The sequence below is a fragment of the Acidipropionibacterium timonense genome, from assembly GCF_900605005.1.
Taxonomy (GTDB): Bacteria; Actinomycetota; Actinomycetes; order Propionibacteriales; family Propionibacteriaceae; genus Cutibacterium; species Cutibacterium timonense.
Window position 1 is genome coordinate 2,706,130 of sequence record NZ_LR027558.1, and the last position, 19,727, is coordinate 2,725,856.

20 protein-coding genes and 2 pseudogenes are annotated in these 19,727 nt (G+C 68.3%); 13 read left to right on the forward strand and 9 right to left on the reverse strand.

What is annotated here, in order from left to right:
- Nucleotides 1–79: 79 nt before the first annotated feature.
- Together E0E30_RS12695 and E0E30_RS13365 are read left to right on the forward strand one after the other, a co-directional pair.
- Nucleotides 80–685 (forward strand): class II aldolase/adducin family protein, encoded by a 606-nt coding sequence (locus tag E0E30_RS12695; protein ID WP_130866582.1) that lies wholly within the window; start codon nucleotides 80–82, stop codon nucleotides 683–685.
- Between the two features lie 190 nt (nucleotides 686–875).
- On the forward strand, nucleotides 876–1,049 hold the full coding sequence (locus E0E30_RS13365) for a hypothetical protein (RefSeq protein WP_167853950.1): 174 nt from the start codon (nucleotides 876–878) through the stop codon (nucleotides 1,047–1,049).
- A gap of 95 nt (nucleotides 1,050–1,144) precedes the next feature.
- On the opposite strand, the pseudogene E0E30_RS13970 reads toward E0E30_RS13365, so the two are convergent.
- From E0E30_RS13970 to E0E30_RS12710, 4 genes and pseudogenes are all read right to left on the reverse strand, one after another.
- Nucleotides 1,145–1,324 (reverse strand): annotated as a pseudogene (locus E0E30_RS13970) (J domain-containing protein); the annotation flags it as partial.
- Nucleotides 1,321–1,701, reverse strand: a complete 381-nt coding sequence (locus E0E30_RS13370; RefSeq protein WP_167853951.1) for a hypothetical protein — start codon at nucleotides 1,699–1,701, stop codon at nucleotides 1,321–1,323. The gene E0E30_RS13370 and the pseudogene E0E30_RS13970, both read right to left, overlap by 4 nt.
- Before the next feature lie 203 nt (nucleotides 1,702–1,904).
- Nucleotides 1,905–2,849, reverse strand: coding sequence for a 3'-5' exonuclease (locus tag E0E30_RS12705; protein ID WP_130866583.1), 945 nt, complete (start codon nucleotides 2,847–2,849; stop codon nucleotides 1,905–1,907).
- Between the two features lie 55 nt (nucleotides 2,850–2,904).
- On the reverse strand, nucleotides 2,905–3,165 hold the full coding sequence (locus E0E30_RS12710) for a hypothetical protein (protein WP_130866584.1): 261 nt from the start codon (nucleotides 3,163–3,165) through the stop codon (nucleotides 2,905–2,907).
- Between the two features lie 469 nt (nucleotides 3,166–3,634).
- Between E0E30_RS12710 and trxA the strand changes: the two genes are divergently transcribed.
- From trxA to E0E30_RS12730, 4 genes are read left to right on the forward strand one after another with little or no spacing between them, the layout of a single operon-like run.
- Nucleotides 3,635–3,961 (forward strand): thioredoxin, encoded by a 327-nt coding sequence (trxA, locus tag E0E30_RS12715; RefSeq protein ID WP_130866585.1) that lies wholly within the window; start codon nucleotides 3,635–3,637, stop codon nucleotides 3,959–3,961.
- Nucleotides 3,958–4,743: a hypothetical protein gene (locus E0E30_RS12720; protein ID WP_130866586.1), complete on the forward strand. Its 786-nt coding sequence runs from the start codon at nucleotides 3,958–3,960 to the stop codon at nucleotides 4,741–4,743. Before trxA ends, E0E30_RS12720 begins: the two co-directional genes overlap by 4 nt.
- A gap of 25 nt (nucleotides 4,744–4,768) precedes the next feature.
- Nucleotides 4,769–5,206: an OsmC family protein gene (locus E0E30_RS12725; RefSeq protein WP_130866587.1), complete on the forward strand. Its 438-nt coding sequence runs from the start codon at nucleotides 4,769–4,771 to the stop codon at nucleotides 5,204–5,206.
- 4 nt (nucleotides 5,207–5,210) lie between these two features.
- Nucleotides 5,211–5,444 carry a hypothetical protein gene (locus E0E30_RS12730; RefSeq protein WP_210115828.1) on the forward strand — a complete coding sequence of 78 codons (234 nt, stop codon included), beginning with the start codon at nucleotides 5,211–5,213 and terminating at the stop codon, nucleotides 5,442–5,444.
- A gap of 19 nt (nucleotides 5,445–5,463) precedes the next feature.
- Here the strand turns inward: E0E30_RS12730 and E0E30_RS12735 are convergent.
- A pseudogene (locus tag E0E30_RS12735) lies at nucleotides 5,464–6,706 on the reverse strand (IS3 family transposase).
- A gap of 82 nt (nucleotides 6,707–6,788) precedes the next feature.
- Nucleotides 6,789–7,793, reverse strand: a complete 1,005-nt coding sequence (locus E0E30_RS12740) for an IS110 family RNA-guided transposase (protein WP_210115829.1) — start codon at nucleotides 7,791–7,793, stop codon at nucleotides 6,789–6,791.
- 188 nt (nucleotides 7,794–7,981) lie between these two features.
- Here E0E30_RS12740 and E0E30_RS12745 point away from each other — a divergent pair, with 188 nt between their 5' ends.
- Nucleotides 7,982–8,881, forward strand: coding sequence for a pseudouridine synthase (locus E0E30_RS12745; protein WP_130866905.1), 900 nt, complete (start codon nucleotides 7,982–7,984; stop codon nucleotides 8,879–8,881).
- 22 nt (nucleotides 8,882–8,903) lie between these two features.
- Here E0E30_RS12745 and E0E30_RS12750 read toward each other — a convergent pair whose 3' ends face one another.
- From E0E30_RS12750 to E0E30_RS12760, 3 genes are all read right to left on the reverse strand, one after another.
- A complete protein-coding gene (locus E0E30_RS12750) occupies nucleotides 8,904–9,509 on the reverse strand; it encodes an NAD(P)-dependent oxidoreductase (protein WP_130866589.1) in 606 nt (201 codons plus the stop codon).
- A gap of 26 nt (nucleotides 9,510–9,535) precedes the next feature.
- A complete protein-coding gene (trxB, locus tag E0E30_RS12755) occupies nucleotides 9,536–10,576 on the reverse strand; it encodes a thioredoxin-disulfide reductase (RefSeq protein WP_130866590.1) in 1,041 nt (346 codons plus the stop codon).
- Between the two features lie 81 nt (nucleotides 10,577–10,657).
- Nucleotides 10,658–11,746 carry a LacI family DNA-binding transcriptional regulator gene (locus E0E30_RS12760; protein ID WP_130866591.1) on the reverse strand — a complete coding sequence of 363 codons (1,089 nt, stop codon included), beginning with the start codon at nucleotides 11,744–11,746 and terminating at the stop codon, nucleotides 10,658–10,660.
- A gap of 190 nt (nucleotides 11,747–11,936) precedes the next feature.
- Here E0E30_RS12760 and E0E30_RS12765 point away from each other — a divergent pair, with 190 nt between their 5' ends.
- From E0E30_RS12765 to E0E30_RS12790, 6 genes are all read left to right on the forward strand, one after another.
- Entirely contained in the window at nucleotides 11,937–13,262 is a 1,326-nt protein-coding gene (locus tag E0E30_RS12765; protein ID WP_130866592.1) for an ABC transporter substrate-binding protein, read from the forward strand.
- Nucleotides 13,262–14,245 (forward strand): carbohydrate ABC transporter permease, encoded by a 984-nt coding sequence (locus E0E30_RS12770; RefSeq protein WP_130866593.1) that lies wholly within the window; start codon nucleotides 13,262–13,264, stop codon nucleotides 14,243–14,245. Before E0E30_RS12765 ends, E0E30_RS12770 begins: the two co-directional genes overlap by 1 nt.
- Nucleotides 14,242–15,072 (forward strand): carbohydrate ABC transporter permease, encoded by an 831-nt coding sequence (locus E0E30_RS12775; RefSeq protein WP_130866594.1) that lies wholly within the window; start codon nucleotides 14,242–14,244, stop codon nucleotides 15,070–15,072. The genes E0E30_RS12770 and E0E30_RS12775 overlap by 4 nt, the downstream gene beginning before the upstream one ends.
- 5 nt (nucleotides 15,073–15,077) lie before the next feature.
- Nucleotides 15,078–16,109, forward strand: a complete 1,032-nt coding sequence (locus tag E0E30_RS12780) for a glycoside hydrolase family 43 protein (protein ID WP_167853953.1) — start codon at nucleotides 15,078–15,080, stop codon at nucleotides 16,107–16,109.
- 18 nt (nucleotides 16,110–16,127) lie between these two features.
- Nucleotides 16,128–17,945 carry a glycoside hydrolase family 2 protein gene (locus tag E0E30_RS12785; protein WP_130866596.1) on the forward strand — a complete coding sequence of 606 codons (1,818 nt, stop codon included), beginning with the start codon at nucleotides 16,128–16,130 and terminating at the stop codon, nucleotides 17,943–17,945.
- Nucleotides 17,946–18,048: 103 nt separating this feature from the next.
- The gene (locus tag E0E30_RS12790; RefSeq protein ID WP_245306611.1) at nucleotides 18,049–19,656 is read left to right on the forward strand and encodes a S1C family serine protease; all 1,608 of its coding nucleotides are present in this window, start codon (nucleotides 18,049–18,051) and stop codon (nucleotides 19,654–19,656) included.
- Nucleotides 19,657–19,727 lie beyond the last annotated feature (71 nt).

A 19,727-nucleotide genomic window follows, 5' to 3' on the forward strand; every position in this document is an offset into this window, starting at 1 on the left:
CATGGGTGCATGACCGTCGTGGTCGAGGGGCATCATTGCTGAAGATCGACATCGACCTCGCTCTGGTGAAGGAGATCTCATGACCATCCGACTCGCCGACCTCGACCCGCAGATCCGGGACGCCGTTGCCCGCACCCGGCAGAAGGTCTCGGACCTGCACCAGGACCTCCCCGCCAACAACCTCGTCGTGTGGACCGCGGGCAACGTCTCGGAGCGGGTTCCGGGAGCTGACCTCTTCGTCATCAAGCCCTCCGGCGTCCTCTACCGGGAGCTCGTCCCGGAGAACATGGTCGTCTGCACCCTTGACGGCACGAAGATCGACGACGGCACCCCCGACAACCTCCAGCCCTCACGACTGCGCCCGCTGCCAGACGGCAGCCAACACCACTGCGTCGATATGGAGACCGTCGGCGTGCTCCAGGAGCCACGCGCTGATCTGGTCGATCACCTCATCAGGCGAGTGACCCGCGGTCTGCCAGTGTCGGGTCCGAGCACCGGGGACCCATCCCAGAGCAGCACCGTCCAAGGTCGCTGCCCTTCGGTCACAGACGATGACTGCGCTACCGTCTGGTCGCCAGAATGCCCTGGCCGCCGGGATGGCCACCACCACGGCCTCCATGACCGTTGTTACCTCTGCTCGGCCTGGGTCGCCGATGATGTTGCCTGCCATGATGTCGCCCGGTGACCATCGGGGCCCGCCGCGTGCCCGGAGCCACCACAGGGCCAAGGCCCACGCAATGACGAGGGACCCCAGGAGGAGCTGAAGCCCCACGTGCCCGGCGCCCGCCGCGATCCCTACCACCGCCCACCCGACCATGGCGAGGAGGGGCCGTGCCGCCGAGCGAGCCACGATCGCAGCGACTGATACTGCGATCGTGATCAGTACCCATCCCGACCCCCACAATGCCAGCACACTCATGGACGAGTGCCCCACTGACCTCACCCATCGGCCCACGGTCAGAGCCACCCCGGCACTGGCCGCCACGAACATGATCTGGCCCGCCACCACGGCCGCTCGGGAGCGGATGTGGATGTGGGGGTCGTTGTAGGCGATTCTGGTCAGGTGGGTGTCGTGTGTGGGTGCTTCGGTGTTCTCGGGTTGGGGTATCGGGTCAGGGGTGGTCAGGGTGGCGTCGTAGGCGGCGCGGTGGTGGGGGTCGCCGAGGACTTCCCAGGCTTGCTGGGCTAGGTCGAAGGCTGCGGGGTCGCCGCCTCGGTCGGGGTGGGTTGCTTTGGCTGTGGTGTGCCACGCGGCGGCGATCTCGTCTGGGGACGCATTGGGGGTGATGCCCAGGATGTCGTACCAGGACGAGGAGGTGTTCACCGTACGACGATGGATTGGAGCTCGCCGACGGGGAGGGCTTTGCCTCCGGCCTTCTGGACGTGGACGACGCCGGATTGTCCCATGACGGTCCAGGTGATGTTCCAGGAGGCCACTGCCGTGATCCGGTATTTGCCGGCTGGCAGGGAGGGTTTGGTGTAGCGGTAGCCGCAGGTGGGTGATTCGGTGCCGGGGGTGACTTGTGGGGTCCACGGGGTCGTGGTGGCGCAGGAGATGGTGTTGCCGTCGCCCATGCGGAATTGGATGGTGGTGCGGATGGCGTCGAGGGCTACTGTCTGGCCGGCGAAGTGCATCGTGGCGTGCTGGTGGGTGCTGTCGTTGTTGATGGACAGCCAGAGGGGGTAGCCGACGGCGGCCATCTTCCACTGGTTGAGAGAGGGGTCGGGGGAGATTTGGGGGATGGCCNACGCCTGCACGGCGAACTCGGCATGCGCACCCCGATCGAGATCGAGGACGCGTACTACGCTGACCTCGAATCAGGCCTCCCGGCGACCGCCGGACAGGGAAACCGATAGGAACGAAACCCAGGCCGATTCAGGGGCGGACGTGGACGGCGACGGGGTCAGTCGAGGTGATCGAGGAACTCGATGCCTGTCATGATCTCGATGGGTTGACCAGCAGCCTGGAGGGCAGCGGCCTTCCTCGCTTTTCCGCTGAGGACACTACCTGGGGTGAGTCGGGCGGGGTCAAGGTCGCCGACGACAAGGATCGTAGTGCGTTTGGTGACGCCGGCGTCGGGTTGGGCGCCGAGCTCTGCAGCCCGAGCGGAGGCCTGCGCTCGGGTTAGACCGCCCGGCAACGTGCCCGTGAACACGATGGTGTGCCCGTAGAGGTAGCCGCTGGGATCGGCATCATCATTGGCGATGTATCTCTCGGCCGGGCGCGAGGTTCTGTGCGTGGTGCCATGTGAGGCGCTGCGGGCCACACAACCGGCCCAGCCGTCGGGACTGAGGATACCGGGACGAACTCGTAGGGCTGCAGCCAGATCGGCAAGTTCAGTGACTCCCTTGTCGGCAGCAAGGGCCACGGCTATCCCGGCGGCCGCCATGGCGTCTGAGTCAGCGTCGTGATGATGATCCAGGGCCACGCCGAGGTGCGCGGTGACATAGTTGAGGTTGTATGCGGGCAGGGTCAGGGCACGCCGCGAGAGGACGAGAGTGCAGTACACCTGCCATGCAGGAACCGGAACGTTGCAGACGTCGCAGGCATTGCGGATGACGCTCATGTCGAATGCGGCATTGTGGGCTACGACAGGATCTGCGTCGACGTAGCTGACGATCTGGTCGAGGCGCGAGGAGAACGGGGGTTGGTCGGCTACATCGTCGGGGCCGATGCCATGGAGTCCTGTGTTGAACGGGTCGAACGTGTCGTGGCCGGCGGGTGGCCTCATGAGCCAGTGCCGGGTGTCGATGACTCGGCCATCGCGGACCTTGGCCAGACCGATCGAGCAGGGTGAACCACGAAATGCGTTGGCGGTCTCGAAATCAAGAGCGGTGAAGTCAAGCATGCGCGTGATCCTCGTCAGGTGGTGTGTCCGGTGTCAGGTGCGGTGGGCGCCCCGGTCAGTGTCGTCCCGAGGGCTTCTCCCTCATCGCAGGCGGATCGAGGCGACCGACCTTCTCAGGGTAGTAGCCCAGGTCGTAGGTGGTGCGTTCGAGGGTGGTGACAGATAGCCCGTCAATCCAGCACATGTCATCGGGGCACAGACGTTCGACGTGGACGGTGTAGCCGCTCGCGTCGCGCGAGGTGGGCCGGGTCAGGTGCAGGTCGGCGGGCCGGTCGCAGGCTTCGTGGAACTCGACGGCGGTGTGGTGAGACAGCACCCCAACGCTCAGCGCGGCCCTGTCATCGACCTTCTCTTCGGTGAACAGGTCGGTCCGGATGGACTACCGGATGGCGTGATGAGACCCACGCGGGGCTCGAACAGTGGCGGCACGTAGTGCGCGCCCGGTAGAGAGCAGCCAGCATGGTGTCGACCGCGAGCCTCCTCGAGATGCTGGAGGGATTGGTGCCATGACGCAGGAGCTGTTCGCGGTGATGATTCCGTTCTGGCGTGCGGGCGGAACCCTTGGGCGCGGTCACGAGAGCCCCCTTGTCGAACAGGACAACAGCGTGGCTACTGTGGGGCGTTCAGGTCGTCGGTTCGCAGCCTCCCCTCGGCTGAGCGCCCGGACCCGCACCGGGCTGATTCGAGGGGTGCGACCGTCTAGGATCGGGTGGTCACTGCCGTGCGGCCCCGGGGCCGCGGTCCGATCGTCGCGGTCCCCCGCGGCCCCACATCGAAAGGTCACCATGAGCCAGGTCATCGAGGTCACCGACGCCACGTTCGAGGCCCAGGTCATCGGGTCGTCCAAGCCCGTGCTGGTCGACTACTGGGCCGACTGGTGCGCCCCGTGCAAGCAGCTCTCGCCCATCGTCGAGGAGCTCGCGCAGGTGTACGGGGACCGCATGGTCTTCGCCAAGGTCGACACCAACGTCAACCAGCAGGTCGCCACGAGCCAAGGCATCCTCTCGCTCCCGACGATCCAGATCTGGCAGGGCGGCCAGCTCGTCAAGTCGCTCCAGGGCGGCAAGACGAAGAAGGCCCTGCTCAAGGTCATCGACGAGTTCGTCGGATGAGCGACCCCGACGGGGGCTCCCAGCTGCCCGAGGATGCCGGATCGCCCGCCGATCCGGCGCCTCGACGCACCCGCTGGACCCCCGTCGACGCCCCCGAGACCGGCTCTCCTGACGCGCCCGGATCCCCCGACCACCTCCAGCGGACCGGCCCGGCCGGCCGGGCCGACCACCCCGGACCGACCCGGGCCACCGACACCGCGCCGGCGGAACCGCGGGCCCGGCGACTCGGACGCCGTCACCGACCGTCCCGGGCGGCCGAACCGGTCTCGGGACGGTCCAGGCGGACGATCGTCATCGGTCTGCTCGCCACCGTCGCCCTCATCGTCGTCGCCGGGCTGGTCGCCTACGTCGTCGGCGTGGCCAGCCCCGACCCGGCCCCGACGCCGTCGCACCGGGCATGGCCGCTGGCCCTGCCGCTCCAGGTCGACGGCTATTCCCGCGACCCCAACACGACGACGACCCCGACGACCAAGCAGGGGGTCACGACCCTCTCGGCGACCTATGCCAAGGACAACCAGGACGCCGTCATCGTCCTCATGAGCCGACCCGCCACCGACCTCAGGACGTTCATGACCCAGGCCGCCATGAACGCCGTCGCCGACCAGCCGCTGAGTGACGGGTCGGGCACGGCCAGGTGCGGCGTCAGCCTCGACAACAACCACACCAGTTGCGCCATCATCCAGGACACGACGGCGGTCCTCGTCGTCGGTCTGCTCGACCAACCCCGTCAGCAGCTCGCCGATCTGGCCGAGAAGGTCGGGTCGGCGGCCGCCGCCGGATAGCCCGCCCACACCCCCAGGAGGAACCATGCCCTCGGCCACGAAGAAGGTCACGATCTCGCGTCGCAGCGTCGGCCGCTACGTCGCCACGAACGCCCGCGGCGGGCAGATCCGCCTGGGTACCGGAGAGGACGCGGACTTCACCCCGGTCGAGCTGCTCCTTGCTGCCCTGGGCGGGTGCTCCTCGGTCGACGTCGACGCCGTGACGAGCCGGCGCGGGGAACCGACGAGGTTCGACGTGACGATCCGCGGCACCAAGGTCGAGGACGAGCAGGGACGCCATTCGCTCCATGACCTGTCGCTCGACTTCGAGGTGCGCTTCCCCGACACCGAGGAGGGAGCGCAGGCCCAGGCCCTCGTCGGCAAGGTCGCCCGGATCTCCCGCGACAAGGACTGCACCGTCTCGCGGACCCTCGAGAACGCGTCCCCGGTGACCTTCCTCGTCGACGGGCAGGAACTCGACTGACCCCATGATCCCCGTCTTCGCCCTGTCGGCCGGGGGCTGGGTGCTGCTGGCCGTGGCGTCGCTGCTCCTCGGGGTGGCCAAGACGGCCCTCCCCGGGCTGGCGACCGTGGCCGTCGCCATGTTCGCCGCCGTCCTGCCGGCCCGCGAATCGACCGCGGTCATGCTCGTGCTGCTGCTCCTCGGCGACGTCATCGCCGTGTGGACCTACCGGCACGACGTCGACTGGCGGGGACTTTGAATCGGCCTGGGTTTCGTTCCTATCGGTTTCCCTGTCCGGCGGTCGCCGGGAGGCCTGATTCGAGGTCAGCGTAGTACGCGTCCTCGATCTCGATCGGGGTGCGCATGCCGAGTTCGCCGTGCAGGCGTTGATGGTTCCACCACCACACCCATTCGAGCGTCGCGAGCTCGACCTGCTCGACGGTCCTCCAGGGGCCGCGCTGGCGGATCAGCTCGGTCTTGTAGAGGTTGTTGACCGCCTCGGCGAGGGCGTTGTCATACGAGTCCCCGACGGTTCCCGTCGAGGGTGTTGCGCCAAGCTCGACGACCCGGTCGGTGTAGACCATCGACATGTAGTTCGAGCCGTGATCGGCGTGATGGATCAGCCCGTCCAGCGGGCCGTCCGCGCCCCAGGCGGCCATGTCCAGCGCTTGCAGCGGCAGCACCTCCGCGCGCAGCGTCGCCGCGACGTTCCAGCCCACGATCCGACGTGAATAGACGTCGGTGACGAACGCGACGTATGCGAAGCCCGCCCAGGTGGCCACATACGTGATGTCTGCAACCCAGAGTCGGCGCGGCGCGTCCGCACGGAACCGCCGCTGGACGAGGTCCCGCGGTAGGGCCTGCGCCTTGTCCGGCCTGGTCGTGAACACCTTCTTCGACTTGCGAACCCCACGCACTCCCGCGAGGCGCATGAGGCGCTCGGTCTGGTCGCGGCCGATGCCCCACCCCTGCCGTTTCAGGAGAGCATGCATCTTCCGCTGCCCGTAGACGCCGTAGTTCTGCGCATGCAGCCTGGCGACCTCGGGCACCAGCAGCTCGTCGCGCAGCTGCCGGGCGGAGGCTACGCGGGTCTTCGCGGCGCGATACCCGCGGGACGTGATGAATCCCTGCACTGCCGGGCGCAGCGTCCGGCAGATGAGCTCGACCCCGAACCGCTCTCGATACTCGTCGATGAAGCGGATCATCCCGGTCAGGGCCGGTCGAGCTCCTTCGCGACAAACACGCTCGCAGCCTTGAGGATCTCATTCGCCTTCCGCAGCTCGGCCACCTCGCGGCGCAGGCGCTTGTTCTCCTCAGCGACATCGCTCGGGACACCGGGCTTCGCGCCGGCGTCGACCTCGCGCGGCGATGCCACACCCGCAGCGTCTCCGCGCTCATGCCGAGGAGCCCCGCAACATGCCGCACGGCGGACATCAGATTCGAGTGCTCACCAGAGGCCTTGGCCTCATCGAGCATCCGCAGCGCGCGCTCGCGCATCTCGGGAGAGTACTTCTGGTTCATCGTGTTCCATCCTTGCTTCAAGAACGGAACGAAACCCAGGCCGATTCANATCAGATTCGAGTGCTCACCAGAGGCCTTGGCCTCATCGAGCATCCGCAGCGCGCGCTCGCGCATCTCGGGAGAGTACTTCTGGTTCATCGTGTTCCATGCTTGCTTCAAGAACGGAACGAAACCCAGGCCGATTCAAGCGGGACTGGCCTGAGGAGTTCTCCGAGGGGACCAGGCCCAGGTAAGAGCCGATCGAGTTGCCGCTGAATCTGTTCCAGTCGCCGATCTCGACCGCCAGCCCGAACCCGGTGAGGGTCGAGATCCCTCGCAGGCAGCCGAGCCGCCTGATCGTGTCGGTCCAAGGGCCGTCGACGGCCATGGCTTCGATCCGCTCGTCGAGACGATCACGGCGCGCCGTGATCGTGACCACACTGTCGTAGGCCTCGTCGAAGGCGGCCTGGAGCAGCGGGGATTCGACGCGCTGCCGCCGCAACCAGGCGTCATGGGCGCCGACCCAGGCCTGCCCACCGGAGTAGACGATCCCGTGACGCAACAGGAGTTTCGAGAGCCGGTGTCGGGATCGCATCAGGTCGGAGCGGCAGTCCTCCCGGGCGCGGACGAGGTCACGGGCTGCTTCGGTGAGCTCGTCGGGGACCGTGACCGCGGTGAACGCGTCAAGCCGGAGCAGGGTCGAGAGGTGTTCCGCGTCGATCGCGTCGGTCTTCACCCGCGATCCGGCCGGCTTCTGCAGCTTCGACGGGGCCGCCACCACGGTCCTGATGTCGTGGGACAGGAGGGTTCGGGCGAGTCCGTATCCGGTCGGTCCGGCTTCGTAGATCGCCGCTGCCGGGCCGGGCAGGGCCTTGATCCAGGCCGTCACTTCCAGGGGATCGGGGCAGAGACGGGCTTTGAAGATTTCTCCGGTCTGGACGTCCATGGCATGCGCCACGACGCTGCGGGCATGCACGTCCAGGCCAACACTCGTACGCTCGGTAAACACCGGGGCCTCCCACGTATGTCGGAAAGGCCAGACAGGCCGCCCCTGTCCGGCAACCCACGCATCGTTGCGCGGTGAGGCCCCGGCCCACCAGAGCCTCACCCCGAAACGGGGTCACCCATACCGTCTAGATGCGGCGTCGTCACCTACCCTTGGTGTCCGTGCCCCGCTCCCCGCTGCCCCAGCGTCACGGGCTGGAGTCGGCCTGGGTGCGCACCCCCGACCACGGCGAGTGCCGACGTCGGGCCGAACTCCTGGGGCCGGACGCTGGGCGTTGGCCGTGGGTGTCGATGCGGGACTTCCTCGTGTGGAAGCTGTCACGGATCACCCCGCAGCGGATCGACGAGATGCTCGCGGACGGCCGCTTCGTCGGGTCGGACGGGGCGCCGCTCGCGGGATCGACGCCGTTCGAGCCCCAGACCTTCGTCTTCTTCCACCGCGACCTGCCGCAGGAGACGCCGGTGCCCTTCCCCGTGGGCATCCTCCACGTCGACGAACGGATCCTCGTCGTCGACAAGCCGCACTTCCTCTCGTCCATCCCGCGCGGACAACACGTCCTGCAGTCGGCGGTGGTCCTCCTGCGCACCGCCCTGGGGATGCCCGAGCTCACTGTCGCGCACCGTCTGGACCGGGTCACCTCGGGGGTGCTCCTGCTCACCTGCCAGCGGCGGTGGCGGCGTCCTTACCAGGAGATGTTCGAGCGACGGCAGGTGCGCAAGAGCTACCGCGTCGTCGCACCGCTGGCCGACCTGCGCTCGGTGCCGGCCGAAGGGGTGTGTCGGATCGGTGCCGCCGGTCGCGGCCGGGTGGATGGCGCAGGGAGGGGGGACGACGTCGTCGAGGTACGCAGCCACATCGTCAAGGACCGCGGCGTCCTCCAGGCCCGCGAGGTGCCGGGGGCAGCACCCAACGCCGTGACGCGCATCCGGCTGCTGGCTGCGCGCGGTGACCTGGGACTCTACGAGGCGACGCCGTTGACCGGGCGGACGCACCAGATCCGGCTGCACTTCTGGCGCCTGGGCATCCCCATCGTCGGCGACCCCTTCTACCCGCGGTTGCTCGAGACCGCGGTCGACGACTTCAGCTCGCCCCTCCAACTCCAGGCGCACGAGATGAGGTTCCCCGACCCGGTGACCGGGCAGGAGCGCACCTTCACCTCACGCCTGGCGCTGTCGGCGTGGGACACCTGAACCGGGCGCGGGCGTCAGCAGGTCACTGCGCGGCGGTGAACCGGCCCTCGCGGTGGGCCGGATTCTCGATCTCGTCGAGGATCGCCACGGCCAGGGTGCCGTTGGTGATGAATCCCCCGGCGGGGCTGTCGGTGGCCGTCTCGTAGTGCTCGGCCGCCGGGCCCGGGGCGATCTCGGGGGCGGGGGAGATGAGCGTCCAGTCGACGCCCTGGGAGGCCCGGTACGCCTCGAGGACGGTGGTGAAGGCCTCGGCCTCGCTCTTGTAGGCCTCGGGGAAGTCCGGGGTGTCCTTGAGCAGCACCCCGTCGACGAGGAGCGACCCGGCGCCGCCGACGACGAGCAGACGCCCGGCGGGGCGAGTCTCGATGAGGGCGCGGTGGGCCTCGACGATGGGTTCGGTCTCGCTGGTCGCGCGGTTGCCGGGCACGGCGATGACGGTGGTGTCCTGGCTGCTCACGAGCGAGGCGATGTCGGCGACGTCGGTGAGGTCCATGGCCAGCACTCGTCCGGCCCCCTCGATGGCGCTGCCGTGGCGGGTCACGGCGGTGACGTCGTGCCCGCGGCGTGCGGCCTCGGTGACGACGGCGGAGCCGACCATGCCGGTGGCTCCGATGACGGCGATCTTCATGGCGATTCTCCTGGGGATGTGGGTGGTCAGGCGGCGAGGAATTCCTGGGCGTCGAGGGCGGCGCGGCAGCCGGATCCCGCGGCGGTGATGGCCTGCTGGTAGTGCGAGTCGACGAGGTCGCCGCAGGCGAAGACGCCGGGCACATTGGTGCGGGTGCTCGGCTCGGCACAGATGACGTATCCCTTGTCGTCGACGTCGACCTGGCCGCGGACCAGCTCGGAGCGCGGGTCGTGGCCGATGGCCTCGAAGACCCCGGAGACGTCGAGATGCCGGGTGGTGCCGGTGACGGTGTCCTGCAGGGTGATGCCGGACAGGGTGGAGTCCCCGTCCATGCCGACGACGGTGCTGTTCCAGGCGAAGCTGATCTTGGGATCGGCCATGGCGCGGTCGATCATGGCCTTGCTGGCGCGCAGCGCGTCGCGTCGGTGGATGACGGTGACGGACCGGGCAAAGCGGGTGAGGAAGGTGGCCTCCTCCATGGCCGAGTCCCCGCCGCCGACGACGGCGATGTCCTTGTCGCGGAAGAAGAAACCGTCGCAGGTGGCGCACCAGGAGACGCCGCGACCCGAGAAGGTCGCCTCGTCGGGGATGCCGAGCTTGCGGTAGGCCGACCCCATGGCGAGGATGACGGTCCTGGCACGGTGGACGGTGCCGTCGGTGTCGGTGAGGGCCTTGATCGGGCCCGACAGGTCGGCCTCGACGATGTCGTCGGTGACGAGGTCGGCGCCGAACCTCTCGGCCTGGGCCCGCATCTGCGCCATGAGGTCGGGGCCGAGGATCCCGTCGGAGAAGCCGGGGTAGTTCTCCACCTCGGTGGTCTGCATGAGGGCGCCGCCGGCGTCGGCGCTGCCCTCGAAGACGAGCGGCTGGAGCCCGGCGCGGGCGGTGTAGATGGCCGCGGCGTACCCGGCCGGCCCGGAGCCCACGATGATGACGTCGCGCACCGGGCCCTGGTCGGTCGCGGCCGGCTGGACGGGCTGCGGCGCGGGGGCGGTGGACTCCTCGGACGCGAGGTTGACACCTCCCAGCACGGGGGTGGTGAGGGAGGGCCGGGTCGGTGTGCTCATGGGTGCTCCTTGCGCGTGAGGGGGCCGGGCGCAGGCCCGATCTCACCCTATCCAGCGCATGAGCGTCCGGAGTTGTTCCCGTCAGTCCCGGGTGCCCGGGTGAGCCGTGGTGACGGGGCCCGACGGGATCACCGGTGCCGACGTGGCGACGGGGGTGAGCGGGCCTCCGGTGCTCTCCCGGATGGCGAGCCTCCACGGCACGGCGACGTCCTCGGCCTCGACCTGCTCACCCGATGCCCGGGCCTCGATTCTCCTGCGGACGAGACGCACCGCCTCCCGGGCCAGGAACTCCAGGTCGGGGGAGATGGTCGTCAGGGTCGGGGTCAGGTAGCGGGAGGTGGGGATGTCGTCGAACCCCGCCAGCGCGACGTCGTCGGGAATGGCGACGCCGCGCTCCAGGCACGCCCTTGTCGCACCGACGGCCATGGCGTCGTTGAAGCAGAAGACGGCATCGGGGCGGTGGGGGCGGTCGAGCAGCTCGTTCATCGCCAGATACCCGGAGATCCGGTTGTAGTCGGGCACGCCGACGATGAGGCTCGGGTCGATGTCGAGACCCCGGGCGGCGTGGGCCCGCCGGTATCCCTCGAGCCGGACCGACGCCGTGCCGACCGAGGGGATGTGGCCCATGGCCGCGATCCGGCGTCGTCCGGTGTCGATGAGATGCTCGGTGATGGCCTGGGCGGCCGGAACCGACTCGACGGCGACGTGGTCGAAGCCGGTGGGGACGGCCCGTTCGCCCAGGAGGACGAGGGGCACCTCGTCGGAGCGGGAGGCGATGTCCTCGGTGCGGATCGACAGGGGCGAGAAGATGAGGCCGTCGAGCAGCTGGGGCCCCATGCCGTGGACGACGTGGCGCTCCCGTTCGGGGTCGGCATCGGTGAGGTCGAGCAGGGTGATGAACCCTGACCTCGTCGACTCCGCCGAGATCCTCGACGCGAGTTCGGCGAAGTACGGGATCTCCAGGCCGGGCAGGGCCAGTCCGATGAAGCCGGTGCGTCCGTACTTGAGTTGGCGTGCGGCCAGGTTCGGGCGGTAGCCGAGGGCCTCCACCGAGGCCCGGACCCGGGCCCGCATCTGGGGGCTGACGTGGGGGCGGTCGTTGACGACATTCGACACGGTCTTCATCGACACGCCGGCGTGCTCGGCGACGTCCTTCAACCGAACTGGCATGGCACAGAAGGGTAGCAATGTGCGGCCTGCGCGGGGTGATCGACGAGAACCTGCGCGGATCCCTTGCCAAGCCGTGTACAGCGCTGTAAGAATGATCCCCGTCAGGCTTTTTACAGCGCTGTAAGCGACGGCTGGCCCACTGGCCGGAACGTCGAGCAACTCGATGTTGAGTTCACGGAAAGGACACGACATGCTGAACTCCCTGAGTCGTCGGGGCTTCCTCACCGGGGCGGTCGCCACAGGTGCGCTCGTGGGCCTGAGCGCCTGCGGCGGCACCTCGGCGGGCGGCAAGACCACCTCCACCGCCAGTGGCAACGGCGGTGACGCCTACACCGGCCCCTCCGTCGCCCTGACCTTCTGGAACGGCTTCACCGGCGGTGACGGGGCCTTCATGAAGAAGCTCGTCGACGAGTTCAACTCCTCGCACGAGAACATCAAGGTGACCATGCAGACGATGCAGTGGTCCGACTTCTACGCCAAGCTGCCGACCGCGGTGACAGCCGGCAAGGCCCCCGACATCGCTGTCATGCACCTCGACTCGGTGGCCACCATGGCCGCCCGCAAGGCCGTCCAGCCCCTCGACGACGTCGCCAAGGCCCTCGGCCTGTCCGAGTCCGACTTCGCCGCAGTCCCCTGGAAGGCCGGCGTCTACAAGGACGTGCGGTACTCGATCCCGCTCGACGTGCACCCCATGGGCTTCTTCTACAACAAGCGGCTCATGGAGAAGGCGGGTCTGGACCCGGCCAACCCGCCGCTCACCGGCGACGACTACATGAGCGCCCTGGACAAGCTCAGGAGCAAGGGCATCCAGGGTCACTGGGCCTCGCCCTTCCAGTTCACCGGCGGCATGAGCGTCTACGGTCTGGTGACCCAGTTCGGCGGATCGCTCTTCTCCGAGGACGCCTCGAAGGCGACCTGGGCCGAGGACCCCGGGGTCAAGGCCATGCAGTGGTGGATGGACCTGGTCAAGAAGGGGTACTCCCCGGCCAAGGTCGCCCAGGACGCCGACTTCGTCGCCTTCCAGAACGACAAGTGCGCCTTCAACTGGAACGGCATCTGGAGCCTCAACACCCTCAACGACAACAAGAAGGTCGACTGGGGGGTCGCCGTCATGCCCCAGATCGGCGAGAAGAAGGCCGTGTGGGCCAACTCCCACCAGTTCACCCTGCCCACCCAGAAATCCGCGGACGACAACAAGACCCAGGCCGCGAAGGTCTTCGTCAACTGGGTGTCGAAGAAGTCCCTCGAGTGGGCCAAGGGCGGCCAGATCCCGGCCCGCAACTCGGTTCGTGAGGAGGCCGGCTTCAAGGAGCTCAAGGGCCAGGCGATCCTCGCTGGACAGCTCGACTACGTCGTCTTCCCACCCGCCGTGGCCGGCATCGGCGATGCCCTCGCGGAGTTCTACAAGGCCGTCAACGACATCATGCTCGGTGGCAAGGACGTCTCGGCGACCCTCAAGGAGTCCGCCGACCGTGCCGACAAGCTGCTCGAGCAGAACAAGAAGAAGTACCAGTGATGGTGGCTGCATCGAGCAGCCCCTCGAGGTCCAGGAGGCGGCGAGGGGCGGGACACATCCACGGGTCGCCCCTCGTCGCCCTGGCCTTCCTCACGCCGTACCTCGCCGTCTTCACGATCTTCGTGGCCGTTCCGGCGGTGTACGGCATCTGGATCAGCCTGCACGACTGGGACTTCACCCTGCCGTCACGGCCATGGGTCGGGTTGCAGAACTACGCGGACCTCTTCGACTCCTCGTCGGTGCAGTACGGCGAGTTCTGGAACGGCATGAGGAACACGGGCATCTTCACGGTGGCGAGCGTCCCCTTCCTCGTGACCCTGCCGCTGGCCCTCGCGCTGCTGCTCAACCTCAAGTTCCCGGGGCGCACGTTCTTCCGGGCGGTGTTCTTCGCTCCCTACGTGCTCGGTGTCGCCGTCATCGGCGTCATGTGGAGATACCTGCTCAACGGCAACTTCGGATTCGTCAACTACGTCCTGCACACCCACATCCAGTGGACGACGTCCCAGCCCTGGGCCTGGATCGGCCTCGTCGGCGTCACCGTGTGGTGGACGCTCGGGTTCAACGCGGTCATCTACATGGCGGGGCTGGCGAACATCCCCGCGGAGCAGTACGAGGCGGCGTCCCTCGACGGAGCCGGGTCCTGGCAGAAGTTCCGTCACGTCACCCTCCCGGGTCTGCGACCGGTGCTCGTCTTCATCCTCGTGACGACCGTGCTCGCCAGCGCGAACATGTTCGGTCAGGCGTACACCATCACCCAGGGCGGTCCGGCCCAGTCGACGAGGACCGCCATCATGGTCATCACCGACCTGGGCTTCAGCCAGAGCCGTGCGGGCCAGGCGGCGGCGGAGAGCTATGTGCTCGCGCTCTTCCTCGTCGTCATCTCGATCGTCCAGTTCTGGGCCACCCGTGACCGGGACGCCGCCAGGGAGCACCGTGAGCAGCGGGCCGCCCGGCGTCTGGCGAGGAAGGAGGGGCGGCCATGAGGAAGCCCTCGCGCAACCCCCTGTTCTGGTTGCTCATCGCCGTGCTCACCGTGGTCTTCCTCGGTCCGCTCGTCGTCATGGCGCTCACCTCCTTCAAGTCGAACATCGAGGCCCAGAGCGCCACGCCGACGTTCCTTCCCCAGCAGTGGACGCTGCGGGCCTACCGCCAGCTCTTCGTCGTCGACCAGGCCTCGCCGGTGCTGCGGTGGTTGCTCAACTCGACGGTGGCCGCGACCTCCAACGCGCTGCTCGTGTGCCTCTTCGCCTCCATGGCCGCCTACGCCTTCGCACGGCTTCGGCTCCCCGGCAAGAACGTCCTGTTCGCCCTCGTCCTCTCGACGATGTTCGTCCCCGGCTTCGTCTTCTTCATGCCGAACTACGAGATCATGTCGAAGTTCCAGTGGCTCGATTCCATGGCGGCGATCATCTTTCCCGGCACCGCTGGCGCGTTCGGGGTGTTCTTCCTGCGACAGTTCTTCATCAGCCTGCCCAAGGAGTTGGAGGAGAGCGCTCGGGTCGACGGGGCAGGTCCCTTCACGACCTTCTTCCGCATCGTCCTGCCCAATGCGCGAGGGGCGCTCCTCACGTTGTTCATCCTGTCGTTCCTGGCGAACTGGAACGACTTCGTCTGGCCGATCTACGTCCTCTTCAGCGATGACAAGCTCACCCTGCCCGTCGGTCTGACCAGGCTCCAGGGCAGCTACACCATCGACTATCCGGTCATCATGGCCGGTGCGACGGTGGCCGCCGTCCCGGTGCTCGTGCTGTACACCGTGCTGCAGCGGTACGTCATCGACGGAGTCGCCTCGAGCGGCCTCAAGGGGTGATCCCGGTGGGTCGACGAAGAGGGGTGCGCGTCGCCGCACTCGGAGCCGCCTGTGTGGCCCTCGCAGCCTGCTCGACGACCTCGACCACGGACGGGTCAGGGACGCCCACGGCGAGCCCGTCGGCGTCGGGATTCACCAACCCGGTGTACCAGGGCAACGTCCCTGACCCCCAGATCGTCGCCGACGGCACCCGGGGCTACCTGGCCATCGCCACGAACGGCAACGGCATGAACGTGCAGACCCTCACGAGCCCCGACATGGTGCACTGGCAGCAGGGATCCGACGCTCTTCCCCGGGTGGCCTCGTGGTCGAGCGCGGGCAAGGTGTGGGCGCCCGAGATCATCGCCTGGCCGGACGGCACCTATCGGCTCTACTACACGACCAAGGCGCCGCAGGACCAGTGGCAGTGCCTCTCCGTGGCCAGCTCTCGGACCCTGGCCGGCCCCTACGTCGACTCGTCGACGAAACCGATCGTGTGCGAGGTGGCGGAGGGCGGGTCCATCGACCCCTCCCCGTTCATCGACACGGCGGGACGAGCCTGGCTCTACTGGAAGAACGACGGCAACGCCATCGGCCTCGACACGCACCTCAAGGTCGCCCGCCTGTCGACCGACGGGCGATCGACGACTGGAGCGGTGACCACGCTGTTCAAGCAGACCCTGCCCTGGGAGGGGCACCTCGTCGAGGCCCCATCGGTCGTCGAGATCGGTGGCAGGTTCCACCTCTTCTACTCGGCCAACGACTACGGCTCGGACAGGTACGCCGTCGGCCATGCCGTCGGGGCCACGCCGACCGGCCCCTTCCGCAAGGACCCTCAGCCGGTTCTGTCGACGAACGCCGTGGCCGCCGGGCCGGGGCACGATCAACTCATCAAGGTCGGCGCCCAGTGGTGGATGGTCTACCACGCGTGGTCGCCCGATGCCGTGGGCGACGAGTCCGTCGGCCGGTCCATGTGGCTGTCCAGGGTCACCTTCCACGACGATCGGGTCGACGTCAGCCCGCCCACCAGCCACGTCCCTCAGCTGCCCCGTCCCTGACCCCTCGAGGAGAGACCCATGACCACCTCCGCAGCCCAGATCGTCTGTGCGCAGCGTGCCTCGCAACAGGACGGCCGGTATCCCAGGCCCCTGCTGGTCCGGGACGCCCACGTCGCCCTCGACCGTGAGGTTGGTTTCGCCGTCGACGACGACCTCGTCGGCCTGCAGGAGGGCTGGCACCGGCGCTCCGACGTCTTCGACCGGCAGATCCTCCTGCCCTTCCCGCCGGAGTCGCAGGCCTCCGGGATCGTCGATCCGGGGCCCCACCGCTGCTTCTGGTACCGGATCGAGCTCACCGCCGACGACCTGGAGCGGGCAGGACGGCGCCCGGGCCACCGGCTGCTCCTGCACTTCGGCGCGGTCGACCACAGCGCCATGGTCTTCGTCGACGGGATGCTCGTCGGGACCCATGAGGGTGGTCAGACGCCGTTCTCCATCGACCTCACCGACAGCCTCGACCCGCAGGGCACGGATCACGTCGTCACCGTGCGGGCCCTCGACGACCCCCTCGACATCCGTCAACCGCGAGGCAAGCAGGACTGGCAGGACGAGCCGCACGTCATCTGGTACCAGCGCACGAGCGGCATCTGGCGCACGGTGTGGCTGGAGTGGGTGCCCCCGGTGCGGGTCGAGCGTCTCGTGTGGCGTCCGGACGTGTTGTCCGGCGGAGTCCTCGCCCATGTCGAACTGGATCGGCGTCCAGATCGTCCCATGCCCATGGACGTGGCGGTGGCGCTCGACGGTACCGTGCTCGGGCAGGCCAGCACGCTGGTGAGCGATGAGGTCGTCGACCTCCTCGTACCCCTCGACGTCGTCCGCAACGGCTGCGACCTCGAGCGCATCCTCTGGTTCCCGGAGCGCCCGACCCTGCTCGACGCCGCCGTCGTCCTCGGCGACGACGTCGTCACGTCCTACCTCGGCTATCGGATCGTCGGCTCCGGACCGGCCGGGCTGACGATCAACAGCATTCCGATGACCCTGCGGTCCGTCCTCGAACAGGGCTACTGGCCCACCTCGCATCTCACCGCGCCGTCCGTGGAGGCCATGCGTGAGGAGGTCCAGCTCATGCTCGACCTCGGCTTCAACAACTGCCGCATCCACCAGAAGGTCGAGGACCCCCGATTCCTCTTCCAGTGCGACCGGCTCGGCCTGTCGGTGTGGGGGGAGACCGCGGCCGCCTATGCCTTCGACTCCCTGGCCGTGCAGCGGTTCACCCACGAGTGGGTCGACGTCGTCCGCGCCAACGAGGGTCATCCGAGCATCATCGCGTGGACGCCGTTCAACGAGTCGTGGGGGATCACCCATGTGAGTCGCAACCCGGCGGAGGCGGCATTCAGCCGGGGTGTAAGCGACCTCACCCGCGCCCTCGATCCCACCCGCCCGGTCATCTCCAATGACGGGTGGGAGCACACCGACTCCGACCTCTTCACCATCCACGACTACGAGTGGCGTCGCGAGGTGCTGGTCGAGCGCTACCGGGCCGACGGCCTGGAGGCGATGAGGCGGACCGCGGGTCCCGCCGGGCGGGTCCTCGTCGTCGGCGACCACCAGCGCGCCGACGTCCCGGTCCTGCTCACCGAGTTCGGCGGGGTGGAGTACGTACCGCAGCAGGTCGAGGGTGAGACCTGGGGTTACTCGACCGCGTCCGATGCCGCCGACTACGAGCGACGCATCCGCGACATCATCGAACCGGTGCGCGACTCGCCGGTGCTGCGTGGGTTCTGCTGGACCCAGCTCACCGACACCCTGCAGGAGGCCAATGGGCTGTGCGACGAGAACCGTGTCCCCAAGATCCCGGCCGAGATCATCCGGGCTCTCATCACGGGCCAGGACTGACGGACCCGCCTCGGTGGCAGCCCCGCCCGGCAGGTCGAACCCACAGGAAGACCACAGCGTCGGTCACAGGGTTCGCACAGCACCCCATCGGCATCATGGTGTCATGACCGATCGACAGAGCCCCGAGGACCCCTTCCAGAACAATCCGTGGTCCACCCGCGACGACGCGTGGGCCCCCAGGTCGCGTGGCGAGGCGTCGCCCAATGTGAGTGGCGAGGCGTCGCCCAATGTGAGTGGCGAGGCGTCGCCCAATGTGAGTGGCGAGGCGTCGCCCAATGTGAGTGGCGGCTCCTCGACCGCCGCCACCTCGCAGAGCTGGGGGAACCCCGCCTGGCAGGACGAGCCCACCCGGGTCTTCCCCGCCGGTTCCACCTCGTCCATGGGTGGGACGACGCAGTCCGCGACAGCCGACCCCAGCTCGTCGTCCTGGCAGTCGGGCGGTGGCCGGGCCCCGACCGACTCGACGGCGTCGACCGCCGATGGCTCGACCGCGACGGCCACCGCGACCACACCCCGTCGTGGCCTGCGGATCGGCGCGGTCACCCTCATCGCCGCCATGGCAGCCGGCGTCGGCGGGCTGAGCGGCTGGGCGGTGTCGTCCTCGACCTCGTCCTCCTCGGCCTCGAGCACCGCTGCCATCGCCGCACCGACCGCCACCGTGACGACGGTCGCCCAGGCCAACGGGTCCTCCCCCAACTGGACCGCCACCGCCAAGGCCGTGGCCGACTCCGTCGTCTCCATCACCGTCTCGGGCAGTTCCGGTGAGGAGGAGGGTTCCGGCGTCATCCTCGACACCCAGGGCCACATCGTCACGAACAATCACGTCGTCTCCAGCGCGACCAGCGGCGGCACCATCACCGTGTCGATCAAGGACAAGGTGTATTCGGCCACGGTCGTCGGCACCGACTCGTCCACCGATCTGGCCGTCATCAAGCTCACCAATCCGCCGTCGACGCTGCACCCCATGGCCTTCGCCGACTCGTCGGCGCTCACGGTCGGCCAGCCCGTCATGGCCATCGGCAACCCGCTCGGCCTGTCCGGGTCGGTGACCACGGGCATCATCAGCGCCCTCAATCGCCCGGTGACGACCCAGGACACCAGCTCCCAGGACTCCACCGAGGGCTCGAACGGGTTCGGCCCGGGCACCGGATCGAACGGTCAGGGCAGCAGTGGGTCGTCGACGACGAGCTCCAACGTCGTCGTCACCAACGCCATCCAGACCTCCGCACCGATCAACCCGGGCAACTCCGGTGGTGCCCTCGTCAACGCCTCCGGTCAGCTCATCGGGATCAACTCGTCGATCGCCTCGCTGTCCTCGAGCAGCTCGAGCTCCCAGTCCGGCAGCATCGGCATCGGCTTCGCCATCCCTGCCAACCTCGTCCGATCCATCGCCAACCAGCTCATCTCGACCGGCAAGGCGAGCCATGCTCTGCTCGGCGTCACCACGACGGACGCCTCGGCGACCGACTCGAGTGGTGTCAAGACCCTCGGCGCGGGGGTGCAGACGGTGAGCAGTGGAAGTGCCGCTGACAAGGCTGGACTCAAGTCCGGCGATGTCATCGTCTCCCTGGACGGCACCGATGTCACCTCCGGTGAGTCCCTCGTGGCGCTCATCCGTCAGCATGCCGCCGGTGACACGGTGAGTCTCGTGGTGCTGCGCAACGGCAGCGAGAGCACGATCAAGGTGACCCTCGACAAGGCCTCCAGCTGATCCGAGGGTGGAGATTCGACCTGGGGAGCCCGGAAAACGGGGTTTCACGTCCCGAATCCGGTCCCCACGTC

What these genes read in the sequence shown, in the direction of transcription:
- E0E30_RS12695 (WP_130866582.1), top strand. Translation starts at nt 80, where the DNA reads ATGACCATCCGACTCGCCGACCTCGACCCGCAGATCCGGGACGCCGTT.
- E0E30_RS13370 (WP_167853951.1), bottom strand. Translation starts at nt 1,701, where the DNA reads ATGGCCGCCGTCGGCTACCCCCTCTGGCTGTCCATCAACAACGACAGC.
- E0E30_RS12705 (WP_130866583.1), bottom strand. Translation starts at nt 2,849, where the DNA reads ATGCTTGACTTCACCGCTCTTGATTTCGAGACCGCCAACGCATTTCGT.
- trxA (WP_130866585.1), top strand. Translation starts at nt 3,635, where the DNA reads ATGAGCCAGGTCATCGAGGTCACCGACGCCACGTTCGAGGCCCAGGTC.
- E0E30_RS12720 (WP_130866586.1), top strand. Translation starts at nt 3,958, where the DNA reads ATGAGCGACCCCGACGGGGGCTCCCAGCTGCCCGAGGATGCCGGATCG.
- E0E30_RS12725 (WP_130866587.1), top strand. Translation starts at nt 4,769, where the DNA reads ATGCCCTCGGCCACGAAGAAGGTCACGATCTCGCGTCGCAGCGTCGGC.
- E0E30_RS12730 (WP_210115828.1), top strand. Translation starts at nt 5,211, where the DNA reads ATGATCCCCGTCTTCGCCCTGTCGGCCGGGGGCTGGGTGCTGCTGGCC.
- E0E30_RS12745 (WP_130866905.1), top strand. Translation starts at nt 7,982, where the DNA reads ATGCGGGACTTCCTCGTGTGGAAGCTGTCACGGATCACCCCGCAGCGG.
- E0E30_RS12750 (WP_130866589.1), bottom strand. Translation starts at nt 9,509, where the DNA reads ATGAAGATCGCCGTCATCGGAGCCACCGGCATGGTCGGCTCCGCCGTC.
- trxB (WP_130866590.1), bottom strand. Translation starts at nt 10,576, where the DNA reads ATGAGCACACCGACCCGGCCCTCCCTCACCACCCCCGTGCTGGGAGGT.
- E0E30_RS12760 (WP_130866591.1), bottom strand. Translation starts at nt 11,746, where the DNA reads ATGCCAGTTCGGTTGAAGGACGTCGCCGAGCACGCCGGCGTGTCGATG.
- E0E30_RS12765 (WP_130866592.1), top strand. Translation starts at nt 11,937, where the DNA reads ATGCTGAACTCCCTGAGTCGTCGGGGCTTCCTCACCGGGGCGGTCGCC.
- E0E30_RS12770 (WP_130866593.1), top strand. Translation starts at nt 13,262, where the DNA reads ATGGTGGCTGCATCGAGCAGCCCCTCGAGGTCCAGGAGGCGGCGAGGG.
- E0E30_RS12775 (WP_130866594.1), top strand. Translation starts at nt 14,242, where the DNA reads ATGAGGAAGCCCTCGCGCAACCCCCTGTTCTGGTTGCTCATCGCCGTG.
- E0E30_RS12785 (WP_130866596.1), top strand. Translation starts at nt 16,128, where the DNA reads ATGACCACCTCCGCAGCCCAGATCGTCTGTGCGCAGCGTGCCTCGCAA.
- E0E30_RS12790 (WP_245306611.1), top strand. Translation starts at nt 18,049, where the DNA reads ATGACCGATCGACAGAGCCCCGAGGACCCCTTCCAGAACAATCCGTGG.